General features: G+C 68.9%; 21 protein-coding genes. 10 read left to right on the top strand and 11 right to left on the bottom strand.

Annotated features, from left to right (window positions below):
* Positions 1–4: 4 nt before the first annotated feature.
* Positions 5–340 (top strand): 2Fe-2S iron-sulfur cluster-binding protein, encoded by a 336-nt coding sequence (locus tag AAID08_RS18315; RefSeq protein ID WP_054502038.1) that lies wholly within the window; start codon positions 5–7, stop codon positions 338–340.
* Positions 341–562: 222 nt separating this feature from the next.
* Complete coding sequence (locus tag AAID08_RS18310) at positions 563–904, top strand: carboxymuconolactone decarboxylase family protein (RefSeq protein WP_054502039.1); 342 nt, start codon at positions 563–565, stop codon at positions 902–904.
* Positions 905–1,000: 96 nt separating this feature from the next.
* Here the strand turns inward: AAID08_RS18310 and AAID08_RS18305 are convergent, their stop codons facing one another.
* The 4 genes from AAID08_RS18305 to AAID08_RS18290 all read right to left on the bottom strand — a co-directional run bounded on the left by AAID08_RS18305 (position 1,001) and on the right by AAID08_RS18290 (position 4,949).
* A complete protein-coding gene (locus tag AAID08_RS18305) occupies positions 1,001–2,302 on the bottom strand; it encodes an MFS transporter (protein WP_049073052.1) in 1,302 nt (433 codons plus the stop codon).
* Between the two features lie 145 nt (positions 2,303–2,447).
* On the bottom strand, positions 2,448–3,650 hold the full coding sequence (locus AAID08_RS18300) for a hypothetical protein (RefSeq protein WP_372412983.1): 1,203 nt from the start codon (positions 3,648–3,650) through the stop codon (positions 2,448–2,450).
* Positions 3,651–3,664: 14 nt separating this feature from the next.
* Positions 3,665–4,393, bottom strand: a complete 729-nt coding sequence (locus tag AAID08_RS18295; RefSeq protein WP_049073054.1) for a helix-turn-helix domain-containing protein — start codon at positions 4,391–4,393, stop codon at positions 3,665–3,667.
* 124 nt (positions 4,394–4,517) lie between these two features.
* The gene (locus AAID08_RS18290) at positions 4,518–4,949 is read right to left on the bottom strand and encodes a gamma-glutamylcyclotransferase (RefSeq protein ID WP_175189797.1); all 432 of its coding nucleotides are present in this window, start codon (positions 4,947–4,949) and stop codon (positions 4,518–4,520) included.
* A 152-nt stretch (positions 4,950–5,101) separates the two neighbouring features.
* Here AAID08_RS18290 and clpB point away from each other — a divergent pair, with 152 nt between their 5' ends.
* Positions 5,102–7,708: an ATP-dependent chaperone ClpB gene (gene clpB / locus AAID08_RS18285; RefSeq protein WP_049073056.1), complete on the top strand. Its 2,607-nt coding sequence runs from the start codon at positions 5,102–5,104 to the stop codon at positions 7,706–7,708.
* 111 nt (positions 7,709–7,819) lie between these two features.
* Here the strand turns inward: clpB and AAID08_RS18280 are convergent, their stop codons facing one another.
* The 4 genes from AAID08_RS18280 to AAID08_RS18265 all read right to left on the bottom strand — a co-directional run bounded on the left by AAID08_RS18280 (position 7,820) and on the right by AAID08_RS18265 (position 11,999).
* Complete coding sequence (locus AAID08_RS18280) at positions 7,820–8,260, bottom strand: DUF1641 domain-containing protein (RefSeq protein WP_082401896.1); 441 nt, start codon at positions 8,258–8,260, stop codon at positions 7,820–7,822.
* Positions 8,257–9,447: an FAD/NAD(P)-binding oxidoreductase gene (locus tag AAID08_RS18275; RefSeq protein WP_395756733.1), complete on the bottom strand. Its 1,191-nt coding sequence runs from the start codon at positions 9,445–9,447 to the stop codon at positions 8,257–8,259. The genes AAID08_RS18280 and AAID08_RS18275 overlap by 4 nt, the downstream gene beginning before the upstream one ends.
* 172 nt (positions 9,448–9,619) lie before the next feature.
* A complete protein-coding gene (locus tag AAID08_RS18270) occupies positions 9,620–11,257 on the bottom strand; it encodes an S-layer protein (protein WP_054502044.1) in 1,638 nt (545 codons plus the stop codon).
* 94 nt (positions 11,258–11,351) lie between these two features.
* Positions 11,352–11,999: a TetR/AcrR family transcriptional regulator gene (locus tag AAID08_RS18265; RefSeq protein WP_395757830.1), complete on the bottom strand. Its 648-nt coding sequence runs from the start codon at positions 11,997–11,999 to the stop codon at positions 11,352–11,354.
* Positions 12,000–12,159: 160 nt separating this feature from the next.
* On the opposite strand from AAID08_RS18265, the gene AAID08_RS18260 reads away from it, so the two are divergent.
* From AAID08_RS18260 to AAID08_RS18250, 3 genes are read left to right on the top strand one after another with little or no spacing between them, the layout of a single operon-like run.
* A complete protein-coding gene (locus tag AAID08_RS18260; protein WP_064528453.1) occupies positions 12,160–13,371 on the top strand; it encodes a Tm-1-like ATP-binding domain-containing protein in 1,212 nt (403 codons plus the stop codon).
* 11 nt (positions 13,372–13,382) lie between these two features.
* Positions 13,383–14,213 carry a phosphoenolpyruvate hydrolase family protein gene (locus AAID08_RS18255; protein ID WP_395756732.1) on the top strand — a complete coding sequence of 277 codons (831 nt, stop codon included), beginning with the start codon at positions 13,383–13,385 and terminating at the stop codon, positions 14,211–14,213.
* 54 nt (positions 14,214–14,267) lie between these two features.
* Positions 14,268–14,711 (top strand): SRPBCC family protein, encoded by a 444-nt coding sequence (locus AAID08_RS18250; RefSeq protein ID WP_064528455.1) that lies wholly within the window; start codon positions 14,268–14,270, stop codon positions 14,709–14,711.
* Positions 14,712–14,777: 66 nt separating this feature from the next.
* Here AAID08_RS18250 and AAID08_RS18245 read toward each other — a convergent pair whose 3' ends face one another.
* Entirely contained in the window at positions 14,778–15,746 is a 969-nt protein-coding gene (locus AAID08_RS18245) for a LysR family transcriptional regulator (RefSeq protein WP_064528457.1), read from the bottom strand.
* 148 nt (positions 15,747–15,894) lie between these two features.
* Here AAID08_RS18245 and AAID08_RS18240 point away from each other — a divergent pair, with 148 nt between their 5' ends.
* From AAID08_RS18240 to AAID08_RS18225, 4 genes are all read left to right on the top strand, one after another.
* On the top strand, positions 15,895–17,361 hold the full coding sequence (locus AAID08_RS18240; RefSeq protein WP_395756731.1) for an N-acyl-D-glutamate deacylase: 1,467 nt from the start codon (positions 15,895–15,897) through the stop codon (positions 17,359–17,361).
* Between the two features lie 34 nt (positions 17,362–17,395).
* Positions 17,396–18,355, top strand: coding sequence for a tripartite tricarboxylate transporter substrate binding protein BugE (locus tag AAID08_RS18235; protein WP_395756730.1), 960 nt, complete (start codon positions 17,396–17,398; stop codon positions 18,353–18,355).
* Positions 18,356–18,482: 127 nt separating this feature from the next.
* Positions 18,483–19,037, top strand: coding sequence for an HdeD family acid-resistance protein (locus AAID08_RS18230; RefSeq protein WP_395756729.1), 555 nt, complete (start codon positions 18,483–18,485; stop codon positions 19,035–19,037).
* Between the two features lie 4 nt (positions 19,038–19,041).
* Positions 19,042–19,434, top strand: coding sequence for a CrcB family protein (locus AAID08_RS18225; RefSeq protein WP_064528463.1), 393 nt, complete (start codon positions 19,042–19,044; stop codon positions 19,432–19,434).
* A gap of 60 nt (positions 19,435–19,494) precedes the next feature.
* Here the strand turns inward: AAID08_RS18225 and hpnE are convergent, their stop codons facing one another.
* Positions 19,495–20,820: a hydroxysqualene dehydroxylase HpnE gene (hpnE, locus tag AAID08_RS18220; protein ID WP_175142879.1), complete on the bottom strand. Its 1,326-nt coding sequence runs from the start codon at positions 20,818–20,820 to the stop codon at positions 19,495–19,497.
* On the bottom strand, positions 20,817–21,680 hold the full coding sequence (gene hpnD / locus AAID08_RS18215; protein ID WP_006384298.1) for a presqualene diphosphate synthase HpnD: 864 nt from the start codon (positions 21,678–21,680) through the stop codon (positions 20,817–20,819). Before hpnD ends, hpnE begins: the two co-directional genes overlap by 4 nt.
* Between the last annotated feature and the right edge of the window lie 5 nt (positions 21,681–21,685).

The following is a 21,685-nucleotide window of genomic DNA, read 5'->3' as shown; positions in this document are numbered from 1 at the left end:
GACCATGCCCGCCTTTCCTGTCCTGGTGCACCCGTCCGGACTGCGTTTCGAGGCCGACGCCGATTCGACCCTGCTGGCGGCCGCGCAGGCCGCCGGCATCAAGCTGCCCAGTTCCTGCCGCAACGGCACCTGCCGCGCCTGCATGTGCCTGATGCTGGAAGGCGAGATCGCCTACCGCATCGAATGGCCGGGCCTGTCGCGCGACGAGAAGGAAGAAGGCTGGATCCTGCCCTGCGTGGCCCAGGCCCGGTCACCGCTGGAAATCCAGTCGTTGCAGGCCGCGCCTCTCGAACCGGCGCCGCCGGCGCCACCGCGGCCGCTGACGGGCGCGCGGCGCTAGGCCGCGGTCCAACAACCTCCGCCCGCTTCCCGTTTCCCGCGGCTCGCTGCCCGCCGCCGGCTGCCAGCCGCCAGCCGCCCGGCACGGCAACCCTCGGATGCGCGGTTGATACGAATCAGCATATAAGCGCGATTTTTCGGCTAAATAATCGCTGCCCGGTCGCGCATACTGCCTCCATGGCGTCAGGCATTCAGCCACGCCGCTTTTTTCAAGGAGCACGACATGCTGGATTGGGTGAACTACCAAAAGGAACTGATGGGCCGCATCGGCGAACTGGGCGCGCTCACGCCCGACACGCTCAAGGGCTACCAGGCGCTGTCGGCCGCCGGCGCCAGGACCGCGCACCTGGATGCCAAGACGCGCGAATTGATCGCGCTGGCGGTGGCGGTCACGACCCGCTGCGACGGCTGCATCACGGTGCATTCGGCGCAGGCGCTCAAGCACGGCGCCACCCGCGAGGAAATCGGCGAGGCGCTGGGCGTGGCGGTGGCCTTGAACGCTGGCGCCGCGATGGTGTATTCGGCCCGTGTGCTGGACGCCGTCAGCGCGCATCAGCCGGGCTGACGGCCCGTGCGACTTTGCACGGTCGCACATCGCCGGCGCGCGCGGCCGGTCGTCGCACGGGCGGCCGCGCGCGCCGGCCATTCCCCGCGTGCGGCGTCAGTCGTGCCGGTGCATGGCCGACTGATGCTTGGTGTCGCGCATGGTCGCGTACACCAGCAGCGAGATGAAGATCACGCCCGCCAGGTAGTAGTAGAACCACTGCTCGTGGCCCTGCTGCTTGAACCAGAGCGCGATGGCGGGCGCCGTGCCGCCGAAGATCGACACGGTGATGGCGTAGGGCACCGCCACGCCGGTGGCGCGGATATTGGTGGGGAACAGCTCGGCCTTCACCACGGCGTTGATCGAGGTGTAGCCGGCCGTGAAGATCCAGGCCGCGCAGATCAGCAGGAAGGCGATGAACGGCGAGCGGGTCTGCGACAGCGTCATCAGCAGCGGCACGGTAAGCAGCGCGCCGGCGATGCCGAAGAACACCAGCAGCGGCTTGCGCCCGATCCTGTCGGACAGCGCGCCATACAGCGGCTGCAGGATCAGCGCGAAGATCAGCGAGGCTGCGATCACGTAGGTGGTGACGATGTCGGAGAACCCGGCGGTCTGCCGCACGAAGGTCTGCATGTAGGTGGTGAAGGTGTAGAACGCCGCCGTGCCGCCGGCCGTCAGGCCCACCACGATGGCGACCTCGCGCGGATAGCGCAGCAGGCCGCGCAGAGAACTGGTCTTGGGCTTGGTCTGGCTGGCCTGCCGGTAGGAGTCGGTTTCCGGCATGTCGCGCCGCATGACGGCGGTGATGATGGCCAGCATGGCGCCGATCACGAAGGGAATGCGCCAGCCCCATTCCACCAGTTGCTCGTGCGTCAGGAATACGTTCTGCAGCAACAGCAGCACCAGGATCGCGCAGAGCTGGCCGCCGATCAGCGTGACGTACTGGAAGCTGGAATAGAAGCCGCGATGATCGGGATCGGCGATCTCGGTGAGGTAGGTGGCGCTGGCGCCGTATTCGCCGCCCAGGCTCAGGCCCTCGATGACCCGCGCCAGTGCCAGCAGCGCCGGCGCCGCCAGGCCGATGGAGGCATAAGTGGGCGTGACCGCGATGATCAGCGACCCCACGCACATCATGCCCACCGAGACCATCAGCGACAATCGGCGCCCGTGCCGGTCGGCCAGGTGGCCGAACAGCCAGCCCCCCAGCGGCCGCACGATGAAGCCGGCGGCGAACAGCGTGGCGGCGTTCAACTGCTGCACGACGGGATCGTGCGAGGGGAAGAAGGCGGGGGCGAAGTACAGGGCGAAGGCGGTATAGGCGTAGAAGTCATACCATTCGACCAGGTTGCCCATGGAGCCGACGAAGATCGCCTTGATGCGGCGTTTGGCGTCGGGCATGTCGAGATACGCTTGGCTCATATCTGTCTTCCACGGAGACGGTTCCCGCCTATGGTGCGCCTGCTGGCGCCAAAATGCACCCCTGCGCCCGTCCGGGTTATTCGTTCAGCTTGGTGTCAATAATCGCCGGCGGGATACTCCGCGCCGCGTTGCGGTCCGGGCGCGTCTACTTGCGCGGCGGTTCGATCACCGTGCAGGCCGCCGCGCCGGCGGGCGCCTGGGCATCGTCGCCGAGCAAGGCGCGCGCGCCGCAGACCGACCCGAACATGCCCTTGTTGTCGTGGCCGATGCCCGTTACTTCGAAGCCGGCGCGATGCAGTGTCACCGGCCGGCTGCCGCGCGCGGCGACGATGCGCTCGTACTGCAGGTAGGCGGTGCCGCGCGCCAGCCGCGTCGCCCCCTGGGCCTCGGCGCCGCAGGTCTTGTCCAGCAGGCGGTGCTCGGGGTTGTTGTCGGCGCCGCCCAGCAGGTAGGTCACGTCGCGCGCCGCGTAGCGGATGAACAGGCGCGTGTCGTCGGTTTCCTGCGCGTACGCGGGCAGCTTGTCGGTGCCGTACTTGTACTGGTTGTAGGTCGGGCAGATGCCGCGCTCGTAGGGCGCGTAGCCCTTGCCGTCGGGGCGCGGGCGTTCGCGGGTCAGATACAGGTACGACGAGGGGTTGGCGATCACGTAGCGCAGCGCGACGCCGTCGCGGCGCAACGGGCCGTCGATCTGGTTCAGCACGGCGTAGCGCTGCACCAGTTGGCCACCGCCGGAATGCCCGGCCAGCACGATGCCGGCCAGGATCGGCAGGCGCTTGCGATCGTCCAGGCTGCGCAGCAGGTCGTCAATCACCTGGAACGAGCTGACCGGCGCGGGCCGGCCGTTGGCCTGCACACTGTCCTCGCCGTCTTCCCAGCCGGCCTTGCGCCACGCGGCCATGCCGGCGAAGCCCGAGTCGATCGAACCGACAAAGCGCGGCGCCAGGATCAGCGTGTCGTTGGCCCGCGCCGGATTGGCGGCCAGCACCGTGGCGACCGTTTCGTAATAGGCGTCCGCGTTGCGCTTGACCCCATGGAACACGATCACGATCTGCTTGATATCGCGCAGGTCGCCGCGCGCCAGGTTCCGGTTAGCATAAACCGGTATCTTGTAGCGATGGCCGGGCTTGCCCAGTTCCAGCGTCTGCCAGCGCGGCACCACCACCCGCTTGGGAGCGGGCGCGGGTTCGTCGTAATCGTAGGGGTCGGGCAGCGGCGTCTGCGCGCGCGCCGCCAGGGGCAGCAGGGCCGCCAGGATCAGCGCCGCCACGCCCCGCGCCCGGCGCGAGCGCGGCACGCGCGTAGCCGGATGGGGCTGCGCGGCGCCGGGTGCGGCTGTGCGGCGCATGGCGCGGGCGGGCGTCAGCAGCCCTCGTGGCCCAGCAGTTGCTTGAGCGCGGGCTGGTCCAGGATGCGGACTTCGCGCTGGTTGATGCGGATCAGGCCGTCGCGCGCGAAGCGCGAGAACAGCCGGCTGACCGTCTCCAGGGTCAGGCCCAGGAAGTTGCCGATTTCCTCGCGGCTCATGCGCAGCACGAACTCGGTCGAGGAGTAGCCCAGCGACGCATAGCGCTGCGACAGGTTCAGCAGGAACGCGGCCAGGCGCTGTTCGGAACGCATCGATCCCAGCGACGCCAGCATCTGGTGCGAGCGCGTGATTTCGCGGCTCATCAGGCGGCGGAACTGCTGCTGCAGCGACGGCAGATGGGTGGCCACGCGGTCGACTTCGTTCAGGCGGATCACGCAGACTTCGGAGTCTTCCAGGGCCACGGCGGCCGAGACGTGCTTGCCATCGAGCATGCCGTCCATGCCGACGATCTCGCCGGGCAGGTGGAAACCGGTGATCTGGATCTGGCCGGTGGCGTCTTCGAGCTGCGTTTTCAGGCTGCCGAAGCGCACGCCGTAGACGGCGTCCAGGGGATGATCCAGCGAATACAGCGTCTTGCCCTTTTCGAGGCGCACGCGTTCTTTCACCAGTTCGTCCAGCTTTTCCACTTCGGCGGCTGCCATCCCGACCGGGACACACACGTGGCCCAACATACACGTGGAACAGTGGGCGGCATCAGGGGCAACGGGAACCCGTTTTTGCATACGATGACCTTTATAGTGCCTAGACCTGGCCGGTAGCCTGGACGGGCTTAAAAGCGTGAAGACAGGTACCCATTGTAGTCCGTTGTTACTACGGGTGTCTTACGCGGCATTTTGTAGCGCATTCCTACGGCTGCGATCGGGCCGGGCGGGCCCGCCGATAGGCGATCCAGTCGTCCCCGTCGATGTCCGCCGCGGCCCCGCGCCAGGCCGGGTCGATGGGGTAGTAGTCGCAGGCCACCGGCGCGGCGCCAGGCGCCAGCGGCCGGGCCAGCACCGGCCGGCGCACGAAGCAGCCGGGGCGGCCGGGGACGTATTCCTCGATCTCATCCATCAGGGCGAGCAGGGCCGGGTCGACCTCGTAGATATCGCCCAGCACCCGCCGGCCATCGGTCACCGGGAGCAATCCGGGCCAGTCGCCGAAATCCACCAGCATGCCGGGCACCGTGGCCGGGCCGACGTGGCGCGCCGGCGGCAGGCCGCGGCGCGCGGCGGCTTGCGCCAGGTCATTGATCTCGCCCGCGCGTAGCGTGCCGTAGACAAAAACGTTTATGCTCATGGGACAGATTGTTGCTGTACGCGGATGCGTTAACCGACCAAATCCATGCGGCCGACGAGGTATTGAAATTCTCGCATCCGGCCGCATATTCAGGTCATCGAGCCCGCCGGCGCGTATCGGTCAGGCTCACCAACAAGCCACCAACGACCATTATGCGATTCGACAAACTGACCACCAAGTTCCAGCAAGCCCTGGCCGACGCTCAGAGTCTGGCCGCCCGCAACGATCACCCCTACATCGAGCCCGTCCACGTGCTGGCGGCGCTGCTGTCCGACCCGGACAGCGGCGCCGGCAGCCTGCTGGCGCGCGCCGGCGTGGCCGTCAACCGGCTGCAGCCGGCCCTGGACGCCGCGCTCAAGGCGCTGCCCCAGGTGCAGGGCGATGACAACGTCCAGGTCGGCCGCGACCTGCAGGGCGTGCTGACCCGCACCGACAAGGAAGCCGCGCGCCGCGGCGACACCTACATCGCCAGCGAACTGTTCCTGCTGGCCCTGGCCGACGACAAGGGCGAGGCCGGCCGCATCCTGCGCGACGCGGGCCTGCAGAAAAAGGCCCTGGAGGCCGCCATCGACGCCGTGCGCGGCGGCGAGAACGTCTCCGGCGCCGAAGGCGAATCCAACCGCGAGGCGCTGTCCAAGTACACCCTCGACCTGACCGAGCGCGCCCGCCAGGGCAAGCTCGACCCGGTAATCGGCCGCGACGACGAAATCCGCCGCACCATCCAGATTCTGCAGCGCCGCACCAAGAACAACCCCGTCTTGATCGGCGAGCCCGGCGTGGGCAAGACCGCCATCGTCGAAGGCCTGGCGCAGCGCATCGTCAACGACGAAGTGCCCGAGACCCTGCGCGGCAAGCGCGTGCTGTCGCTCGACCTGGCCGCGCTGCTGGCCGGCGCCAAGTTCCGCGGCGAATTCGAAGAGCGCCTGAAGGCCGTGCTCAAGGAACTGTCGCAGGACGACGGCAGCAACATCGTCTTCATCGACGAGCTGCACACCATGGTCGGCGCCGGCAAGGCCGAGGGCGCGATGGACGCCGGCAACATGCTCAAACCCGCGCTGGCGCGCGGCGAGCTGCACTGCATCGGCGCCACCACGCTGGACGAATACCGCAAGTATATCGAAAAGGACGCCGCGCTCGAGCGCCGCTTCCAGAAGGTGCTGGTCGACGAACCCGATGTCGAGTCCACCATCGCCATCCTGCGCGGGTTGCAGGAGCGCTATGAGATCCACCACGGCGTCGAGATCACCGACCCGGCCATCGTGGCCGCGGCCGAGCTCTCGCACCGCTACATCACCGACCGCTTCCTGCCCGACAAGGCGATCGACCTGATCGACGAGGCCGGCGCCCGCATCCGCATGGAAATCGACTCCAAGCCGGAAGTGATGGACAAGCTCGACCGCCGCATCATCCAGCTCAAGATCGAGCGCGAGGCCGTCAAGAAGGAAACCGACGACGCCTCCAAACGCCGCCTGGGCGTGATCGAGGACGAGCTCGAGAAGCTGCAACGCGAGTACAACGACTTCGAGGAAATCTGGAAGGCCGAGAAGGCCGCGGTGCAGGGCACCCAGGCCATCAAGGAAGAGATCGACAGCGTGCGCGCCGAAATGGCGGAGCTGCAACGCAAGGGCCAGTTCGACAAGCTGGCCGAGCTGCAGTACGGCAAGCTGCCCGACCTGGAAGCGCGCCTGAAGGCCGCCGAGGTGGGCGCCGCCGAGGCAGCCGAGGAGGCCGAGGGTGGCGAAGGCCGTCCACGCCTCTTGCGCACCCGTGTCGGCGCCGAGGAAATCGCCGAGGTCGTGTCGCGCGCCACCGGCATCCCGGTGTCCAAGATGATGCAGGGCGAACGCGAAAAGCTGCTGCACATGGAGGAATACCTGCACAAGCGCGTGGTCGGCCAGGACGAGGCCGTGCGCCTGGTGTCCGATGCCATCCGCCGTTCGCGCGCGGGCCTGGCGGATCCCTCGCGCCCGTACGGTTCGTTCCTGTTCCTGGGCCCCACAGGCGTGGGCAAGACCGAGCTGACGCGCGCGCTGGCCGAGTTCCTGTTCGACTCCGAAGAGCACATGATCCGCATCGACATGAGCGAATTCATGGAGAAGCACTCGGTGGCGCGGCTGATCGGCGCGCCGCCCGGATACGTGGGCTACGAAGAGGGCGGCTACCTGACCGAGGCCGTGCGCCGCAAGCCGTACAGCGTGGTGCTGCTCGATGAAGTCGAGAAGGCGCACCCGGACGTCTTCAACGTGCTGCTGCAGGTGCTGGACGACGGCCGCCTGACCGATGGCCAGGGCCGCACGGTGGACTTCCGCAACACCGTCATCGTGATGACGTCGAACCTCGGTTCGCAGCATATCCAGACGCTGGCCGGCCAGCCGTACGACGTGGTCAAGGAAGTGGTCTGGGGCGAGCTCAAGCAGACGCTGCGGCCCGAGTTCCTGAACCGCATCGACGAAGTGGTGGTGTTCCACGCACTGGAAGCGCAGCACATCGAGTCCATCGCCCGCATCCAGTTGCGCCGCCTGGCCGAGCGCCTGGAAAAGCAGGAGATGCGGCTGGAAGTGACCGAGCCCGCGCTGGCCGAGCTGGCCCGCGACGGTTTCGATCCGGTGTTCGGGGCGCGTCCGCTCAAGCGCACCATCCAGCAGCAGATCGAGAACCCGGTCGCCCGGCTGATCCTGGAAGGCCAGTTCGGTCCGCGCGACGTAGTGCCGGTGGATTGGCGCGACGGCAAGTTCGTGTTCACGCGTACGTTGCAGTAAGCCCGGTCGCCTCGCCCATCCCGGGCGCGCACCCCAAAAGCCCCGCAGGCAAGCGCTTGCGGGGCTTTGTTTTGGACAACGGGGGCCGCGCGGGCGGCCCCGCCAACGGCATCAGGAAGGGGCGTAGTCCCGCCGTTGATCGCCCACCTGACGGCCCAGGCCTTGCAGCGTCCGCAGCACCAGCGCCAGCCCGCGCCGCGTGTCCTCGTCGCGCGAGAGCTGGAACAGTCCGCCCAGGCCCGGCGGGCGCGCCTCTTGCAACCCTTGCGCGTGGGCCGCGCGCCAGGCGTTGGACAGGGTCCAGGCCGCGCCCGTGGCCTGCTCCGACAGCGCGCCCAGCTTTTCCACCATGGGGGCATCGAGCAGGTCGACCAGGTCGGACGCCAGCGCCAGCAGGTCGACCAGATTGTCCAGCCGGCCGCTGTCGGCCAGCGGTTGCAGCTTGCCGGCGAGCTGCGCCAGCGCATCGTTGCCGGCCGCCGCGGGTGGCGCAGCGAGCAGGGTGTCGCATTGGCCGGCGTTGGACAGGCTGTTGTCGTGCGGTGCGTTCATAGCATTCCCCTGGCGACGGACCAGTACAGGCCCCGGTTGAAACCATGCCGCAGCAGTCCGCCCAGCTTGGTCGGCGGCGTCGGCCGCACGTCGTGGGTGTAGTCGTACCAGAGCGGCATGCCCGCGTTCAGGCCCATCTGCGCCACGGCCTGGACGCGGCCGTCGTAGGCGCTGCAGGGATGGCCCAGCCGGATCTCGCCGGCGATGTTGTTGGCGATGACGGGCGCCTGGTTGTGGCACGAGCCGCCTGCCTTGCTCACCGGCAGGTCCACGGTGTTGCCGATCACGTACACATTGCGCAGGCCATAGACCTGCATGGTTTCGTGATCGGTGGGCAGCCAGCCCTCGTTGTCGGGCGCCTGCGAAGCGCCCGATTCCAGCACCGCGTCGACCGCGCGGATCGGCGGCGTGGCCATGAGGATGTCGAACGGCTGCTCGACGCCTTCCTCCGAGTAGGCAATGCGGCGATCGGGGTCCACCTTCGCCAGCGTGAAGCCGCGCTGGAACCGGATGCCGCGTTGCTCGAAGATGGCCGGCAGCACCTCGCAGGTGGGCTTTTGCAGGAACAGGCAGTTGCGCAGCAGTTGCGAGGTGGTGGGGTAGGTGTAGATGATCTCCACACGGTCGCGCACGCCGCGTCGGCGCAGGTAGTCGTCCAGCATCAGCGTGGTCTCGATCGGCGCGATGCCGCACTGGTGCGGCACGTTCGGTGTCTTGGGAAAGGTGACGCTGACGAACACGCGGCCGCGTTCGATCGTGGAGAGGCGGCTGGCCAGTTGCCGCGCCGGCTCGTACTGGTAGAAATGGTCGCCCGCTTCGCGCAGCCCTTCGATGCGCTCCGGCGCGGGCACGCAGCCGGTGGCGATCACGAGATAGTCGTAGCCGTGGCGCTTGCCGCCGCGGGTGTGCAGTTGCTGGGCATCGAAATCGAAGCGCGTCACCTTGTCGACGCGGAAATCGATCTCGGGCCGCAGCAGGGAACGTTCGGGACGCTTGAGTTCTTCCTGGAAAAACAGGTTGAACGCCACGTACATGAAGGCCGGCTTGTAGTAATGATCCGGCGAATCGGACAGCAACATGATGCTGACCTTGCCGGCCGCCACTTCGGGGTACAGCTTGTGGACCAGTTGGTTGGCCAGCATGGTGCCGCCGACCCCGCCTCCCACGACAACAATTCGCTTGCTCATAAAAATCCTCCGATGAGAATAATCAGGAACCAAGTGCAGTTGCGCCCTCATATGTAGCAATTGAGGGGTTGTCGGTCAACAAAATAACTGTGACTTATAAAAGGGCATCCTTGCCGGTCGCGTCTCGGATCGGGCCGGCGCGGCTCGAAATGCCGCGCCGGCGCAGGCCGTCTTACTGTTTGACGGTGACGAACACCGGGTTCGAGTAGAACCACAGGTCGTTGTAATTGCGCGCGTTGATGGCGTTGAAGCGGGCCGCGTTGTCGGCCAGATCGACCTTGGCGTCTGGCAACGGTTCGCCGTTGGCGGTCTCGCCCGCCACGTCCGGCGCCAGGTTGGTGCCGCGCAGGCGCAGATACTGGCTCTTGTCGGCGGTCAGCTTGACCTTGATGACGTTGTAGCCGTCCTTGTCCACGGTCCAGTCCTTGCTGGTATATCGGCCCAGCACGCGGGTGCTGGGATTGGTCGCGTTGTCGTATGCCGGCGTGCCGGCGGCGGCGCGGGCGCCGATATCGCCCACGATCAGGTCGACGTGGTGCACGGTCGGCTTGACGTAGGTGGGGTTGCCGCTTTCGATCGGATACTCGTAGTGGTTGCTGGCGGGGCTGCGAAAGCGGATGGTGACCTCCACCTGCTCGCCCTTGGCCGCCGTCAGTTCGCCGCCCATCTGTGCCGCGCCCGAGGCGCCCTGCGCCTGGAATTCGAGCGCGTCGATCAGGTCGCCGAAGACGCCGAACATGCGGCCGCTCTTCAGGCCCGCGACCACCGCCGCCATGTCCTTGCCATCCTTCCAGACGTAGGTCTTGGCGTATTCGCCCGGCGCGTAGCCGCTGCTGTACTGGCCGGTGGCGTTGATGCGGAAATGGAAGTCCGAATCGGCCACGGTCCAGATGTGGCGGCCCTCGCCCAGCAGCGCGTCCCAGGTGCCCCCGAGCTTGGCCACCAGGTAGTCGACGCCGCCGTAGGTGCGGTTGGGCAGCTTGTCGGCCGTGTAGGCCTCGGCATAGCCGCCGCGGTCCGGCTCCATCTGGTTGCCGACCATGCCTTCGATGGCGAAGAAGATCGACGGCGCCAGGTCGTGCATCTCGCGCAACTGGCCGATGGTGTACTTGCCGGCGTAGCGCGACGGGTGGTTCAACAGCATGTAGCTGTCGGGGTGCTTGTCGCGCAGCCACTTCAGGGCCGTCAGCGAGTCGGCGTGCGTGGTGTACGCGCGCGTCTGGCCGGCCAGGTCGGCGACCAGTTGCGCGTCGAACAGGTTGGCGGCCTTGTTGGTGTACAGGTATTCGAATTCGGCCACGGCGCGCAGCGACCTGTCGGACAGCGGGTCGTGGGTGCCGATGCCGATGTTGACGTGGTCGTGCGTGGGCATGTCCCACTCGAACGACGAGAAGATGATCTTGCCGGCGTAGCGGCCCGCCGCCTGCGCCTGCTTGATGAACGGCACTTCATAGCGCGCCATGCCCGCCGAGAACGGGATCGAGCCGCCGGGAATGTTGGCACCGGTGTTGTCGCGCGCGGACATGCGCAGGTGGTTCGAAAGCGCGGCCCAGTCCAGTTGGTAGCGGTCGAAGGCCTGGTCCAGCACGCTTTCCAGCGTGGTCTGGGCGTCGTCGGACTGGATCGTGTGCACGTGCAGGTCGCCCGCGCTCCAGGCGCCGGTCTTCACCGGCGGCGTGGGTTCGGTCACGACCGGCGGCGCGCTCGCGTCGTCATCGTCATCGCTGCCGCCGCAGGCGCTCAGCAAGGTTACGCAAGCCAGCGACAACGGCATCAGGGCCCGCCGCAGGCGGGTTACTTCGAACTGCATTCCATACTCCAGCGTCATGCGGCCCGCACCGGCGCGGCGCCGCGAAGGCCCGCACTATGCGGGCCGCGAGTGACGTGGGAATGACAGCTTGCTGTTAGCGAGCGGCTTGCGCCGCGTCGGTCAGCGCCTGGCGGATGATGGCCTGCGCGGTCCAGCGGGCGACCTCGGTGACGGCCGGCAATTCCAGGCCCCATATGTCCTTGAGCACCAGGAACACCTCGGTGCCGTAGACCAGCGACAGCGCCTGCGCCACGCGTTCCTGTTGCGCCGGCGGCAGCAGGTCCGCCAGCGGCGCGATGGCGCGCTTGAGGATGTCGACCCGGTGGCCGCGCACCAGCCGCGGTTCATTGCCGGCGCGGCCGGCGCTGGCTTCGGCGTGCTGCTGCAGCGACACCTGGATGGCCGCGCGCAGCGGCGCCTCGTGGGCGGCCAGGCGCGGGTAGGCGAAGCGCAGCAGTTCGTCGACGCGGGTGGCGGCGTCGGGCGCGGTCGAGTCCCAGGCCAGGATCGGCCCGAGGCTCTCGTCGACCACGGCGGCGATCAGCGCGCTCTGGCTCGGGAAGTAGCGGTAGGCGGTGGCGCGCGACACCTGCGCGTGCTCGGCCAGCTCGGCCACCGACGGGGTGATGCCTTGCGCCATCAGGCGCTGCGCGGCGTCCAGCAGGATCTTGCGCATGCGCGCGCGCGGTCCGTGCGGCGGTTCGCCGCTGGCGGCCGCCTGGCGGCTGGCGGGCGCGATCAGGCGCGCCGGGGCGGCGGCCGGCTTGCGCGCCGTGGTCGCGGTTTGACGTGAGACAGGTGTCTCAGTATGATTCTTTCGTCTCATTTCTTGATTCTACAGGGCCACTAGCCCCGGACATATATCGAGGCGCGCACCGAGTGTAGCCGCCCGCGGAGGAGTCATGACGCATTCGAATCGGCGGGTTTTCGTGGCCGCCACCTACGACACCAAGGGTCACGAGGCCGAGTACGTGGTCGAGCTGCTCAAGCGCGACGGCCTGGACGTGGTCTCGGTGGACGTGTCCACCACCGGCGCGGCCAGCGCGGCGCAAGTGCAGGCGCGGGAAGTGGCGCGCAGCCACCCGCAGGGCGAGCAGGCCGTGTTCACGGGCGACCGGGGCACCGCCATCGCTGCCATGGCGTTGGCATTCGAACACTATGCCGCCGCCAACCCCGACATCGGCGCCTTGCTGGGCCTGGGCGGCTCCGGCGGCACCGCATTGATCACCCCGGCCATGCGCGCGCTGCCCATCGGCGTGCCCAAGCTGATGGTCTCGACCATGGCGTCGGGCAACGTCGCGCCCTATGTCGGGCCGTCGGACATCGCCATGATGTATTCCGTGACCGACGTGGCGGGCCTGAACCGCATCTCGCGCCGCGTGCTGGCCAATGCCGCCGGCGCCATCGGCGGCGCCTTCCGCCAGGCCGCCAGCGCCACCGGCGATGACAGCCGGCCCGCCGTCGGCATCACCATGTTCGGCGTCACCACCGCCTGCGTGCAGCAGGTCACGCCGCTGCTCGAATCGCGCTATGACTGCCTGGTGTTCCACGCCACCGGCACCGGCGGCCAGTCGATGGAAAAGCTGCTCGACAGCCATCTGCTGTCCGGCGTGCTGGACCTGACCACCACCGAGGTCTGCGACTTCCTGTTCGGCGGCGTGCTGGCCTGCACCGAGGACCGCTTTGGCGCCGTGGCCCGCACGCGCGCGCCCTACGTGGGCTCCTGCGGCGCCCTCGACATGGTCAATTTCGGCGCCATGGATTCGGTGCCCGAGCGCTACCGCGGCCGCACCTTCTACCCCCACAACCCGCAGGTGACGCTGATGCGCACCACGGCGGAAGAGAACCGCCGCCAGGGCGAATGGATCGCTGACCGGCTGAACCGCTGCGACGGCCCCGTGCGCTTCCTGATCCCGGAAGGCGGCGTCTCGGCGCTGGACGCGCCGGGCCAGGCGTTCTGGGATCCGCAGGCCGACGCCGCGCTGTTCGAGGCGCTGGAGTCGCGCCTGGTGCAGACCGCAGACCGGCGCCTGGTGCGCGTGCCGTGCCACATCAACGACCCCCTGTTCGCCCGCACCGCGGTCGAGCAGTTCCTAGCTATCGCCAAACATTGAGGATTGCCGCCATGCCGCGCTTTGACCGTAACCAACTGCTGGACAAGTTCCGCGCCATGGTGCGCGACCGCACCCCCATCGTGGGCGGCGGCGCCGGGACCGGACTGTCCGCCAAGTGCGAGGAAGCGGGCGGCATCGACCTGATCGTGATCTACAACTCGGGCCGCTATCGCATGGCCGGGCGCGGCTCGCTGGCCGGCCTGCTGGCCTACGGCAACGCCAACGAGATCGTGGTCGACATGGGCCGCGAAGTGCTGCCCGTGGTCAAGCGCACGCCGGTGCTGGCCGGCGTCAACGGCACCGATCCGTTCTGCGACTTCGACGTGTTCCTGGACGACCTCAAGCGCCAGGGCTTCGCTGGCGTGCAGAACTTCCCCACCGTGGGCCTGATCGACGGCACCTTCCGCGCCAACCTGGAAGAGACCGGCATGGGCTACGCGCTGGAGGTGGACATGATCCGCCTGGCGCACGAAAAGGGCATGCTGACCACGCCGTACGTCTTCAACGAGGACGACGCCGTGGCCATGACGCAGGCCGGCGCCGACATCATCGTGGCGCATATGGGCCTGACCACCGGCGGTTCGATCGGCGCCGAGACCGCGCTGACGCTGGATGACTGCGTCGCCGCCATCGACCGCATCGCGGGGGCCGCCCTGGCCGTGCGTCCCGACGTGATCGTGCTGTGCCACGGCGGCCCCATCGCCACGCCCGAGGACGCCGCCCACATCCTGCGCCATTGCCAGCATTGCCACGGTTTCTACGGCGCCAGCTCGATGGAGCGCCTGCCCACCGAGCAGGCGCTGACCGCCGCCACCCGCGAGTTCAAGCAACTGACGTTCTGAAATTTCCCCTTCCTCCGTTTCCGCCGGGGCGCCGCGCGCCCGTCAGGAGTCCGTATGCCGCATACCGTCTACACCAGCGCCATCGTCCAGGCGCCGCTGGCCAAGGTCTGGCCGCTGTTTCGTGATTTCAACGGCCTGGCGGAGTGGCATCCCGGCATTGCGCACAGCCGCCTGGAAGAGGGCGGCCGCCACGACGCCATCGGCTCGGTGCGCTACCTGTCGCTCAAGCCTTCGGGCTTCGTGCGCGAGCAGTTGCTGATGCTGGACGACCCGGGCACCGCGCTGCGCTATTCCATCATCGAGACCGATCTGCCGATGCGTGACTACGTCGCCGGCATCAACCTGCGCGCCATCACCGAGAGCGGCACGACGCTGGTGGAATGGTGGGCCGATTTCCGGGTCGAGGCGGACGCCGACCTGCAGGCGGTGGCGACCGCCGTGGGCCAGGGCGTGTTCGCCGCGGGACTGGCAGCCCTGGACGCGAAGCTGCGCGCCTGAGCGGCGCGTATCGTCGCGGCGGGGCGGGCGCGTGCCCCGCTGGCGTTGCCGTGGCGATGCGATGCGTCAGGCGCGCCGGCGCGTCGCGCCCGCCGACAGCTTGCAGCCGGCCGGCAGCGCCGCGCTGCGCAGGTAGTCGCGGATGGCGCGGATCAGCGCCTCGGCCGCCGGGCTCAGCGCATGTTCCTTGTGGCGGATGATGCACAGCGTGCGCACCACCGTCGGCCGCGCCAGCAGCGCGAACGCCAATCCCGGTTCCAGCACCCGCTGCGCCGCCAGCGCGGGCAGCAGCGCCACGCCCATGCCGGCCTTCACCAACGCTGCCTGGGAAGTGGTGCTGGAGGCCTCGTAGAAGGGCGCGGCGGCCTCGATCGGCAGGTCCGCGCGGGCCCGCAGCAGGGCCATGATGCCGGTCTCGTCCACCACCCCCACCAGCTTGCGGCCCGCCAGGTCGGACCAGCGCATGGCGCCGTCGCGGCCCGGGCGCAGGCTGGCGTCGTCGCGCCGGTACAGCACGCCGAAGCGGTCTTCCAATAGCGCGTCGAATTGCAGGCCGGGCGCATCGGCCCAACGGCTGGTCAGGCCGAAATCGACTTCGCGCGCGGCCACCTTGCGCTGGATGCGGCCGGAGTTGTCGTCGCTCAGATAGAGGCGGATGGCGGGATATTGCGCCGCGAACAGCGCCGCCGCCGGCGCGATCAGCTCGGTGATGGCCGAGGGCGCGGCCGCCACGCCGACGCGGCCGCGTTCCAGCGCGCCGAAGCGCACCACGTCCTCGATCGCGCCATCGAAATCGGCCAGCAGGCGCATCACGCGCGGCAGGAACTCCTCGCCCGCCGGCGTGAGCAGCACGCGCCGGCTGGTGCGCGCGAACAGGCGCGTGGCCAGCGCCTCTTCCAACTGGCGCACCAGGCTGGTCACCGACGACTGGGTCTGGAACAGGCGCTTGCCGGCATGCGTGAAGCTGGATTCCTGCGCCACCGCGACGAACGCGGTCAGATGCTTGAGGGTGACGTGCTTGGGCAGGCGATTCATTTCAAATCACGATGGATGGATCAATAAAAACAATTTTTCCAGATTGATCGGGCGGACGATACTAGGGGCTTCATCAAGCATCGGAGCCGTCGGTGGACGGCCCGCAAGCGGCCGGCCTCGATGCCGGCCCTATCGAGACGGAAGTGGCATGCAGGAAGAACTGGATCTGGTTATCGAAGGCGGCTGGGTGATCGACGGGACGGGCGCCGCGCGCCGCCGCGCCGACGTCGGCATCCGTGGCGAGCGCATCGCCGCCATTGGCGATCTGTCGGCCACCCCGGCCGCGCGACGCCTCGATGTCGCCGGCAGGATCGTCGCGCCCGGATTCATCGACACCCACGGTCACGACGACCTGATGTTCGTGGAAAGGCCGGGCCTGGAATGGAAGACCAGCCAGGGCATCACCTCGGTGGTGGTTGGCAACTGCGGCATCAGCGGCGCCCCCGCGCCGCTGCCGGGCAACACCGCCGCTGCGCTGGCGCTGCTGGGCGATTCGCCCCTGTTCACGGACATGGCCGCGTATTTCGGCGCGCTGCAGGCGCAGCGGCCGATGATCAACGTGGCCGCCCTGGTGGGCCACGCCAACCTGCGCCTGGCCGCGATGCTTGATCCGGCGGCACAGCCCAGCGCCGAGGAGCAGCGGGCGATGGAGCGCATGCTGGCCGACGCGTTGGAGGCTGGCGCGGTGGGGTTCAGCACGGGCCTGGCCTACCAGCCCGGCGGCGTCGCCGAGGAAGCCGAACTCGACGGCCTGGCGCGCGTCGCGGCCTCGCACGGCGCGCTGCACACCAGCCACATCCGCAACGAGGGCGACGCGGTCGAGGCCGCCGTCGACGAGGTGCTGGGCATCGGTCGCCGCACCGGCTGCGCCACGGTGCTGTCGCACCACAAATGCATGATGCCGGCCAACTGGGGCAAGAGCGCCGCCACGCTGGCCAACATCGACCGTGCCCGCGCCGCCGGCGTCGACGTGGCGCTGGACATCTATCCGTATCCTGGCAGCTCCACCATCCTGATTCCGGAGCGCGCCGACCAGATCGACGACATCCGCATCACCTGGTCGACGCCGCATCCCGAATGCGGCGGCCAGTCGCTGGCCGAGATCGCCGCGCGCTGGGGCTGCGATCCGGTCACGGCGGCGCGCCGCCTGTGCCCGGCGGGCGCGATCTACTTCGCCATGGACGAAAACGAAGTGCGCCGCATCTTCCAGCACGAATGCTGCATGGTGGGCTCCGACGGCCTGCCCAACGACGCCCATCCGCACCCCCGCCTGTGGGGCAGTTTCACGCGCGTGCTGGGACGCTACGTGCGCGAGGCCGAGCTGCTGACGCTGGAGGCCGCCGTGGCCAAGATGACCGCGCTGCCGGCCCGCGTGTTCGGCCTGGCCGATCGCGGCCGGCTGACCGTGGGCGCCTGGGCCGACGTGGTGGTGTTCGACGCCGATACGGTGTGCGACCGCGCCACCTGGGACGCGCCGACGCTGGCCTCGGCCGGCATCGAGCACGTGCTGGTCAACGGCTGCGCCGTGTTCCCGGCGGCGCCCGGCACGCATCGTCCCGGCAGGATATTGCGCCGCGACGCCAGCATCGCCGCCGCGCCCGTTCTTTCCCGATAACAAGCAGAACCGATCCCCACAGGAGACAATCCCGATGATCCGCAAGACTTGCGTCGCCCTGGCGCTGGCCGCCCTGTTGCCGGCCGCCCACGCCGAATTCCCCGACCGCCCCATCACCCTGATCGTGCCGTTCCCGGCCGGCGGCCCCACCGACATCGTCGGCCGGCTGGCCGCGGCCAAGGCGGGCGAGATCCTGGGGCAGCAGGTCGTGGTGGAGAACCGCACCGGCGCCTCCGGCACCATCGGCATGGCCGCCACCGCGCGCGCCAAGCCCGATGGCTACACGGTGGGGCTGGCGACCGTCAGCACCCACGGCACCGCGCCGCACCTGTTCCCCAAGCTGGCCTATGACCCGGTCAAGGACTTCACGCCCATCAGCAACCTGGTGACCAGCCCCAACATCCCCAGCGTCAACCCGCAGTATCCGGCCAGGACGCTGGCGGAATTCGTGTCGCACGTGCGCGCCAATCCCGGCAAGGACGGCTACGCCAACGCAGGCGCCGGCGGCGTCAACGACCTGGGCATGATCTGGTTCCTGCAGATCACCGGCGGCAAGATGAACAGCATCTCGTACCGCGGCTCGGCGCCGGCCCTGACCGACACGGTGGGCGGCGTGGTGCCCGTGATCTTCGACAACTTCCCGTCGTCGCTGCCCTACATCAAGAGCAACCACCTGCGCGCGCTGGCCATCACCGGGACCGCGCGCAATCCGCGCCTGCCGGACGTGCCGACCTTCGCGGAGCAGGGCTACAAGGACTACGACGTCACGGCCTGGTACGGCGTGGTGGGGCCGGCGGGCATGCCGGCCGACGTGCGCGACAAGCTGGCGCAGGCCTTCGCGAAGGCGGTGCGCGACCCCACCACCGCCGCCAAGATGGAAGAGACGGGCGCCTTCCCGCTGGGCAATTCACCGGCCGAGTTCGGTGAGCAGATCCGCGCCGAGCGCGACCGGTGGAAATCGGTGATCGAGCGCGCGCAGATCAAGCTGCAGTAAGGCGGGGAGCCGCCCGTCTCCGGCTGGCTCGGTCTTTCCGGCCAGCCGGGTCACGGCGGCCAGGCGGTCCACGGGCGGGGAAATTCAAATAAGATAGGTCACCCGTTACGTGTTACCGGAGGTCGTCATGCTTGAATCGCAAGTCGTGGATCAGATCGGTCGTCATTGGGGTTGGGTGGCGTTGCGCGGCGTCGTCGCCATTCTGTTCGGCCTGATGGCCGTGTTCATGCCGGCGATCACCTTGTCGGCGCTGGTGCTGGTGTGGGGCGCGTTCGCGCTGGCCGATGGCGTGCTGGCGCTGATCGCCGGCATCCGCATCCGCGACCACGGCAAGCCGCTGTGGGCATTGATCATCGTCGGCCTGCTGGGCGTGGCGGCCGGCATCGTCACTTTCCTGTGGCCGGGGCTGACGGCGCTGATCCTGCTCTACATCATCGCCATCTGGGCGCTGGTGGCCGGCGTGTTCCAGATCATTGCCGCGATCCGTTTCCGCAAGGAAATCCGCAACGAATGGTTCCTGGGGCTGTCCGGATTGGTGTCGGTCCTGTTCGGCGCGACGCTGGTGATGCAGCCGGGGGCCGGCGCGCTGGCGCTGGTGTGGGTCATCGGTATCTATGCCGTGTTCTTTGGCATACTGCTGCTGGTCTTTTCCTTGCGCCTCAAGCAGCACCGCGCGCCCTGAGTCCATGTCCGCCTACCAGACCCTGATTCCCCTGAACTTCCTGGCCGTGGGCCTGGGCGCCATGTTCGGCGCCTGGGCCCGCTGGCTCGTCAGCCTGTGGCTCAACACCGAGTCGTGGCCCTGGGGCACGCTCGCGGTCAACCTGGCCGGGGGCTACCTGGTGGGGCTGGTGCTGGCGCTGGTGGCGGGCCATCCCGAATGGCCGGCCTGGGTGCGGCTGGGGGCCATCACCGGCTTCATGGGCGGTCTGACCACCTTCTCGACATTCTCGGCCGAAACCGTGGCGATGCTCGAGCGCGGCGCGTACGGCGGCGCGCTCGGCTACGCCGGCTTCAGTTTGCTCGGATCCCTGCTGCTGACGGGGTTGGGCCTGGCAACGGCCAGCCTGTTGCGCTGAGGCGCCCGCGTTGCGGCGGCGCGGGGTCGCCATGCGGTGGCGTGGCGCCTTGGCGACGCTTCAGTCGCCGGCCCGCGGATTCAGCACCCGCGCCGCTTCCAGGCCGCTGCGCACCGCGCCTTCCAGCACGCCGGGATAGCCGGTATCGGTCCAGTCGCCGGCCAGCGCCAGCGTCGGCCACGGCGTGCTGTTCAAGGGCCGCGTCAGGCCCGGCACCGCCGCGAAGGTGGCGCGCTTTTCGATGAACAATTCCGCCGCCGCGACTTCCGGCATCGGCGGCAGCCGTTGCGGATGGGCGGCGGCCTGTTCGGCCACCTGGTCGATCAGGGCCTCGATGGCCTGCTGGCGGTTGCGGTCGGCCAGGCTGGTGGCGGCGCTCGCCACCACCGCTAGTTCGCCGGCCAGGGCATCGCCGGCCAGTTGCGCGCGGTCGAACAGCCATTGGCCGACGTGGCCACGGGCCGGCTCTTCGCGCAGCATCATCATGGGCTCGGGCAGGCGCCAGGGGCCGGCCAGCCGCAGGTTGAGCGTGGCGATCGGCAGATAGTCGAAGGCGCGCAGCGCGTCCAGCAGCCCGGTGGCGCCGGCCGCCCGCAGCGGCGCGTCCAGCAGGCGCGCGGCGAACGCCGGCGGCACCGCCAGCACGGCGGCGTCGAAGCGTTCCTGGTTGATGTCGATGCCGTCCTCCGCCGGCCGCAACTGGCGCACCGTGCTGCCGTAGCGCATGGTGACCTGGCGCGCGGCGGCGTCCGGCCACAGCGCCGACAGGTCGGTGCAGGGCAGCAGCAGGTCGCTGTCTTCGCGGCGGCCGGCCAGGCTGTCGCGCAGCACGCGGGCGAACAACCCGGCGCTGGCGCCGGCCACGGGGGTATTCAGCGCGGCCAGGCACAGCGGTTCCCAGACCTGGCGGATCAGGGCGTCGGACTGCGCGTGATAGTGCAGGAGCTGCAGCACGGTCCAGTCGCGCGGCGGCGTCCAGGACATGGCTCGCAGGCCGCGCATCAGGCGCAGCGTGGCAAAGCGGTCGGCCCACGACAGGCCGCGCGCGCCCAGGATCGCCACCGCCATGTGCAGCGGCGCGGGCAGGCGCGGCGCCGACAGCCGGAAGCGGCCGTCCAGGCTCGCCAGCCGCAGCGATCGGCGCATCAACAGGGCATCGGGGTTGCGGCCCACCCGGCGCATCAGCGCCAGCGTGTGCGTGTAGGCGCCTGACAGCAGGTGCTGGCCGTTGTCCAGCGGCGATTCGAAGCCATCGTGGAACACGCGCCGGGCGCGGCCGCCGGGCGTGTGGCCGGCTTCGAACACGGTGACCTTGGCGCCGGCTTCGCGCAGGGCGACGCTGGCCGCCAGGCCCGCCCAGCCGGCGCCGATGACCGCCGCCTTCACCGTGCCAACCGGCGGACCAGTCCGCGCCCGCCGCCTACCCAGGTCTTCCACGCCAGCCACAGCTTGCGCAGCGGCGTCAGCGAGATGCGCTGATGCAGCACCTGCCAGTTGTCGCGCTCGATCTCGTCGAGCAGCGCGTGATAGATCGCCGCCATCATCAGGCCGGGACGCTGCGCGCGCCGATCGGCTTCGGGCAGGCTGCGCATCGCCTCGCGGTACAACTCGCGCGCGCGCTCGGCCTGGAACTTCATCAGGGCCGAGAAGCGTTCGGAATACTCGCCATTCAGGATGTCCGAGGCCTTGACCTCGAACTGCTGCATGTCGTTGACCGGGATGTAGATGCGGCCGCGGCGGGCGTCGTCGCCCACGTCGCGGATGATGTTGGTCATCTGGAACGCCAAGCCGAGTTTCTCGGCGTACACCAGCGTGGCCGGATCGGTGTAGCCGAAGACGCCGGCCGACAATTCGCCGACCACGCCGGCGGCATGCCAGCAATACTTGCGCAGGCCGGGCCAGTCCAGGTAGCGGGTCTGGTCCAGGTCCATTTCCATGCCGTCGACCACGGCCAGCAGGCGCTCGCGGGTGATCGAACAGCTCTGCAGGTGCGGCTGCAGCGCGCGGGTCACGGGATGGTCGGGCTTGCCGTCGAACATCTGGTCGACCTGCGTGCGCCACCAGGCCAGCTTGATGCGCGCCAGCGACGGGTCGGTGCATTCGTCGACCACGTCGTCGACTTCGCGGCAATAGGCGTACAGCGCCGTGATGGCGCGCCGCCGCTCGGGCGGCAGGAACAGGAAGGAATAGTAGAAGCTGGAACCGCTTTTGGCGGCTTTCTCCTGGCAGTACTCGTCAGGGGTCATAGTTG

The organism is Achromobacter sp. EB05, assembly GCF_044232075.1.
Lineage (GTDB): Bacteria > Pseudomonadota > Gammaproteobacteria > Burkholderiales > Burkholderiaceae_B > Achromobacter > Achromobacter dolens.
This window is presented reverse-complemented; position numbering and strand designations above follow the sequence as displayed.

Coding starts and splice junctions, on each gene's coding strand:
- AAID08_RS18225 (WP_064528463.1), top strand. CDS start 19,042: ATGTCCGCCTACCAGACCCTGATTCCCCTGAACTTCCTGGCCGTGGGC.
- clpB (WP_049073056.1), top strand. CDS start 5,102: ATGCGATTCGACAAACTGACCACCAAGTTCCAGCAAGCCCTGGCCGAC.
- AAID08_RS18230 (WP_395756729.1), top strand. CDS start 18,483: ATGCTTGAATCGCAAGTCGTGGATCAGATCGGTCGTCATTGGGGTTGG.
- AAID08_RS18300 (WP_372412983.1), bottom strand. CDS start 3,650: ATGCGCCGCACAGCCGCACCCGGCGCCGCGCAGCCCCATCCGGCTACG.
- AAID08_RS18260 (WP_064528453.1), top strand. CDS start 12,160: ATGACGCATTCGAATCGGCGGGTTTTCGTGGCCGCCACCTACGACACC.
- AAID08_RS18240 (WP_395756731.1), top strand. CDS start 15,895: ATGCAGGAAGAACTGGATCTGGTTATCGAAGGCGGCTGGGTGATCGAC.
- AAID08_RS18280 (WP_082401896.1), bottom strand. CDS start 8,260: ATGAACGCACCGCACGACAACAGCCTGTCCAACGCCGGCCAATGCGAC.
- AAID08_RS18290 (WP_175189797.1), bottom strand. CDS start 4,949: ATGAGCATAAACGTTTTTGTCTACGGCACGCTACGCGCGGGCGAGATC.
- AAID08_RS18275 (WP_395756733.1), bottom strand. CDS start 9,447: ATGAGCAAGCGAATTGTTGTCGTGGGAGGCGGGGTCGGCGGCACCATG.
- AAID08_RS18235 (WP_395756730.1), top strand. CDS start 17,396: ATGATCCGCAAGACTTGCGTCGCCCTGGCGCTGGCCGCCCTGTTGCCG.
- AAID08_RS18270 (WP_054502044.1), bottom strand. CDS start 11,257: ATGCAGTTCGAAGTAACCCGCCTGCGGCGGGCCCTGATGCCGTTGTCG.
- AAID08_RS18305 (WP_049073052.1), bottom strand. CDS start 2,302: ATGAGCCAAGCGTATCTCGACATGCCCGACGCCAAACGCCGCATCAAG.
- AAID08_RS18250 (WP_064528455.1), top strand. CDS start 14,268: ATGCCGCATACCGTCTACACCAGCGCCATCGTCCAGGCGCCGCTGGCC.
- AAID08_RS18245 (WP_064528457.1), bottom strand. CDS start 15,746: ATGAATCGCCTGCCCAAGCACGTCACCCTCAAGCATCTGACCGCGTTC.
- AAID08_RS18255 (WP_395756732.1), top strand. CDS start 13,383: ATGCCGCGCTTTGACCGTAACCAACTGCTGGACAAGTTCCGCGCCATG.
- AAID08_RS18310 (WP_054502039.1), top strand. CDS start 563: ATGCTGGATTGGGTGAACTACCAAAAGGAACTGATGGGCCGCATCGGC.
- AAID08_RS18295 (WP_049073054.1), bottom strand. CDS start 4,393: ATGCAAAAACGGGTTCCCGTTGCCCCTGATGCCGCCCACTGTTCCACG.
- hpnD (WP_006384298.1), bottom strand. CDS start 21,680: ATGACCCCTGACGAGTACTGCCAGGAGAAAGCCGCCAAAAGCGGTTCC.
- AAID08_RS18315 (WP_054502038.1), top strand. CDS start 5: ATGCCCGCCTTTCCTGTCCTGGTGCACCCGTCCGGACTGCGTTTCGAG.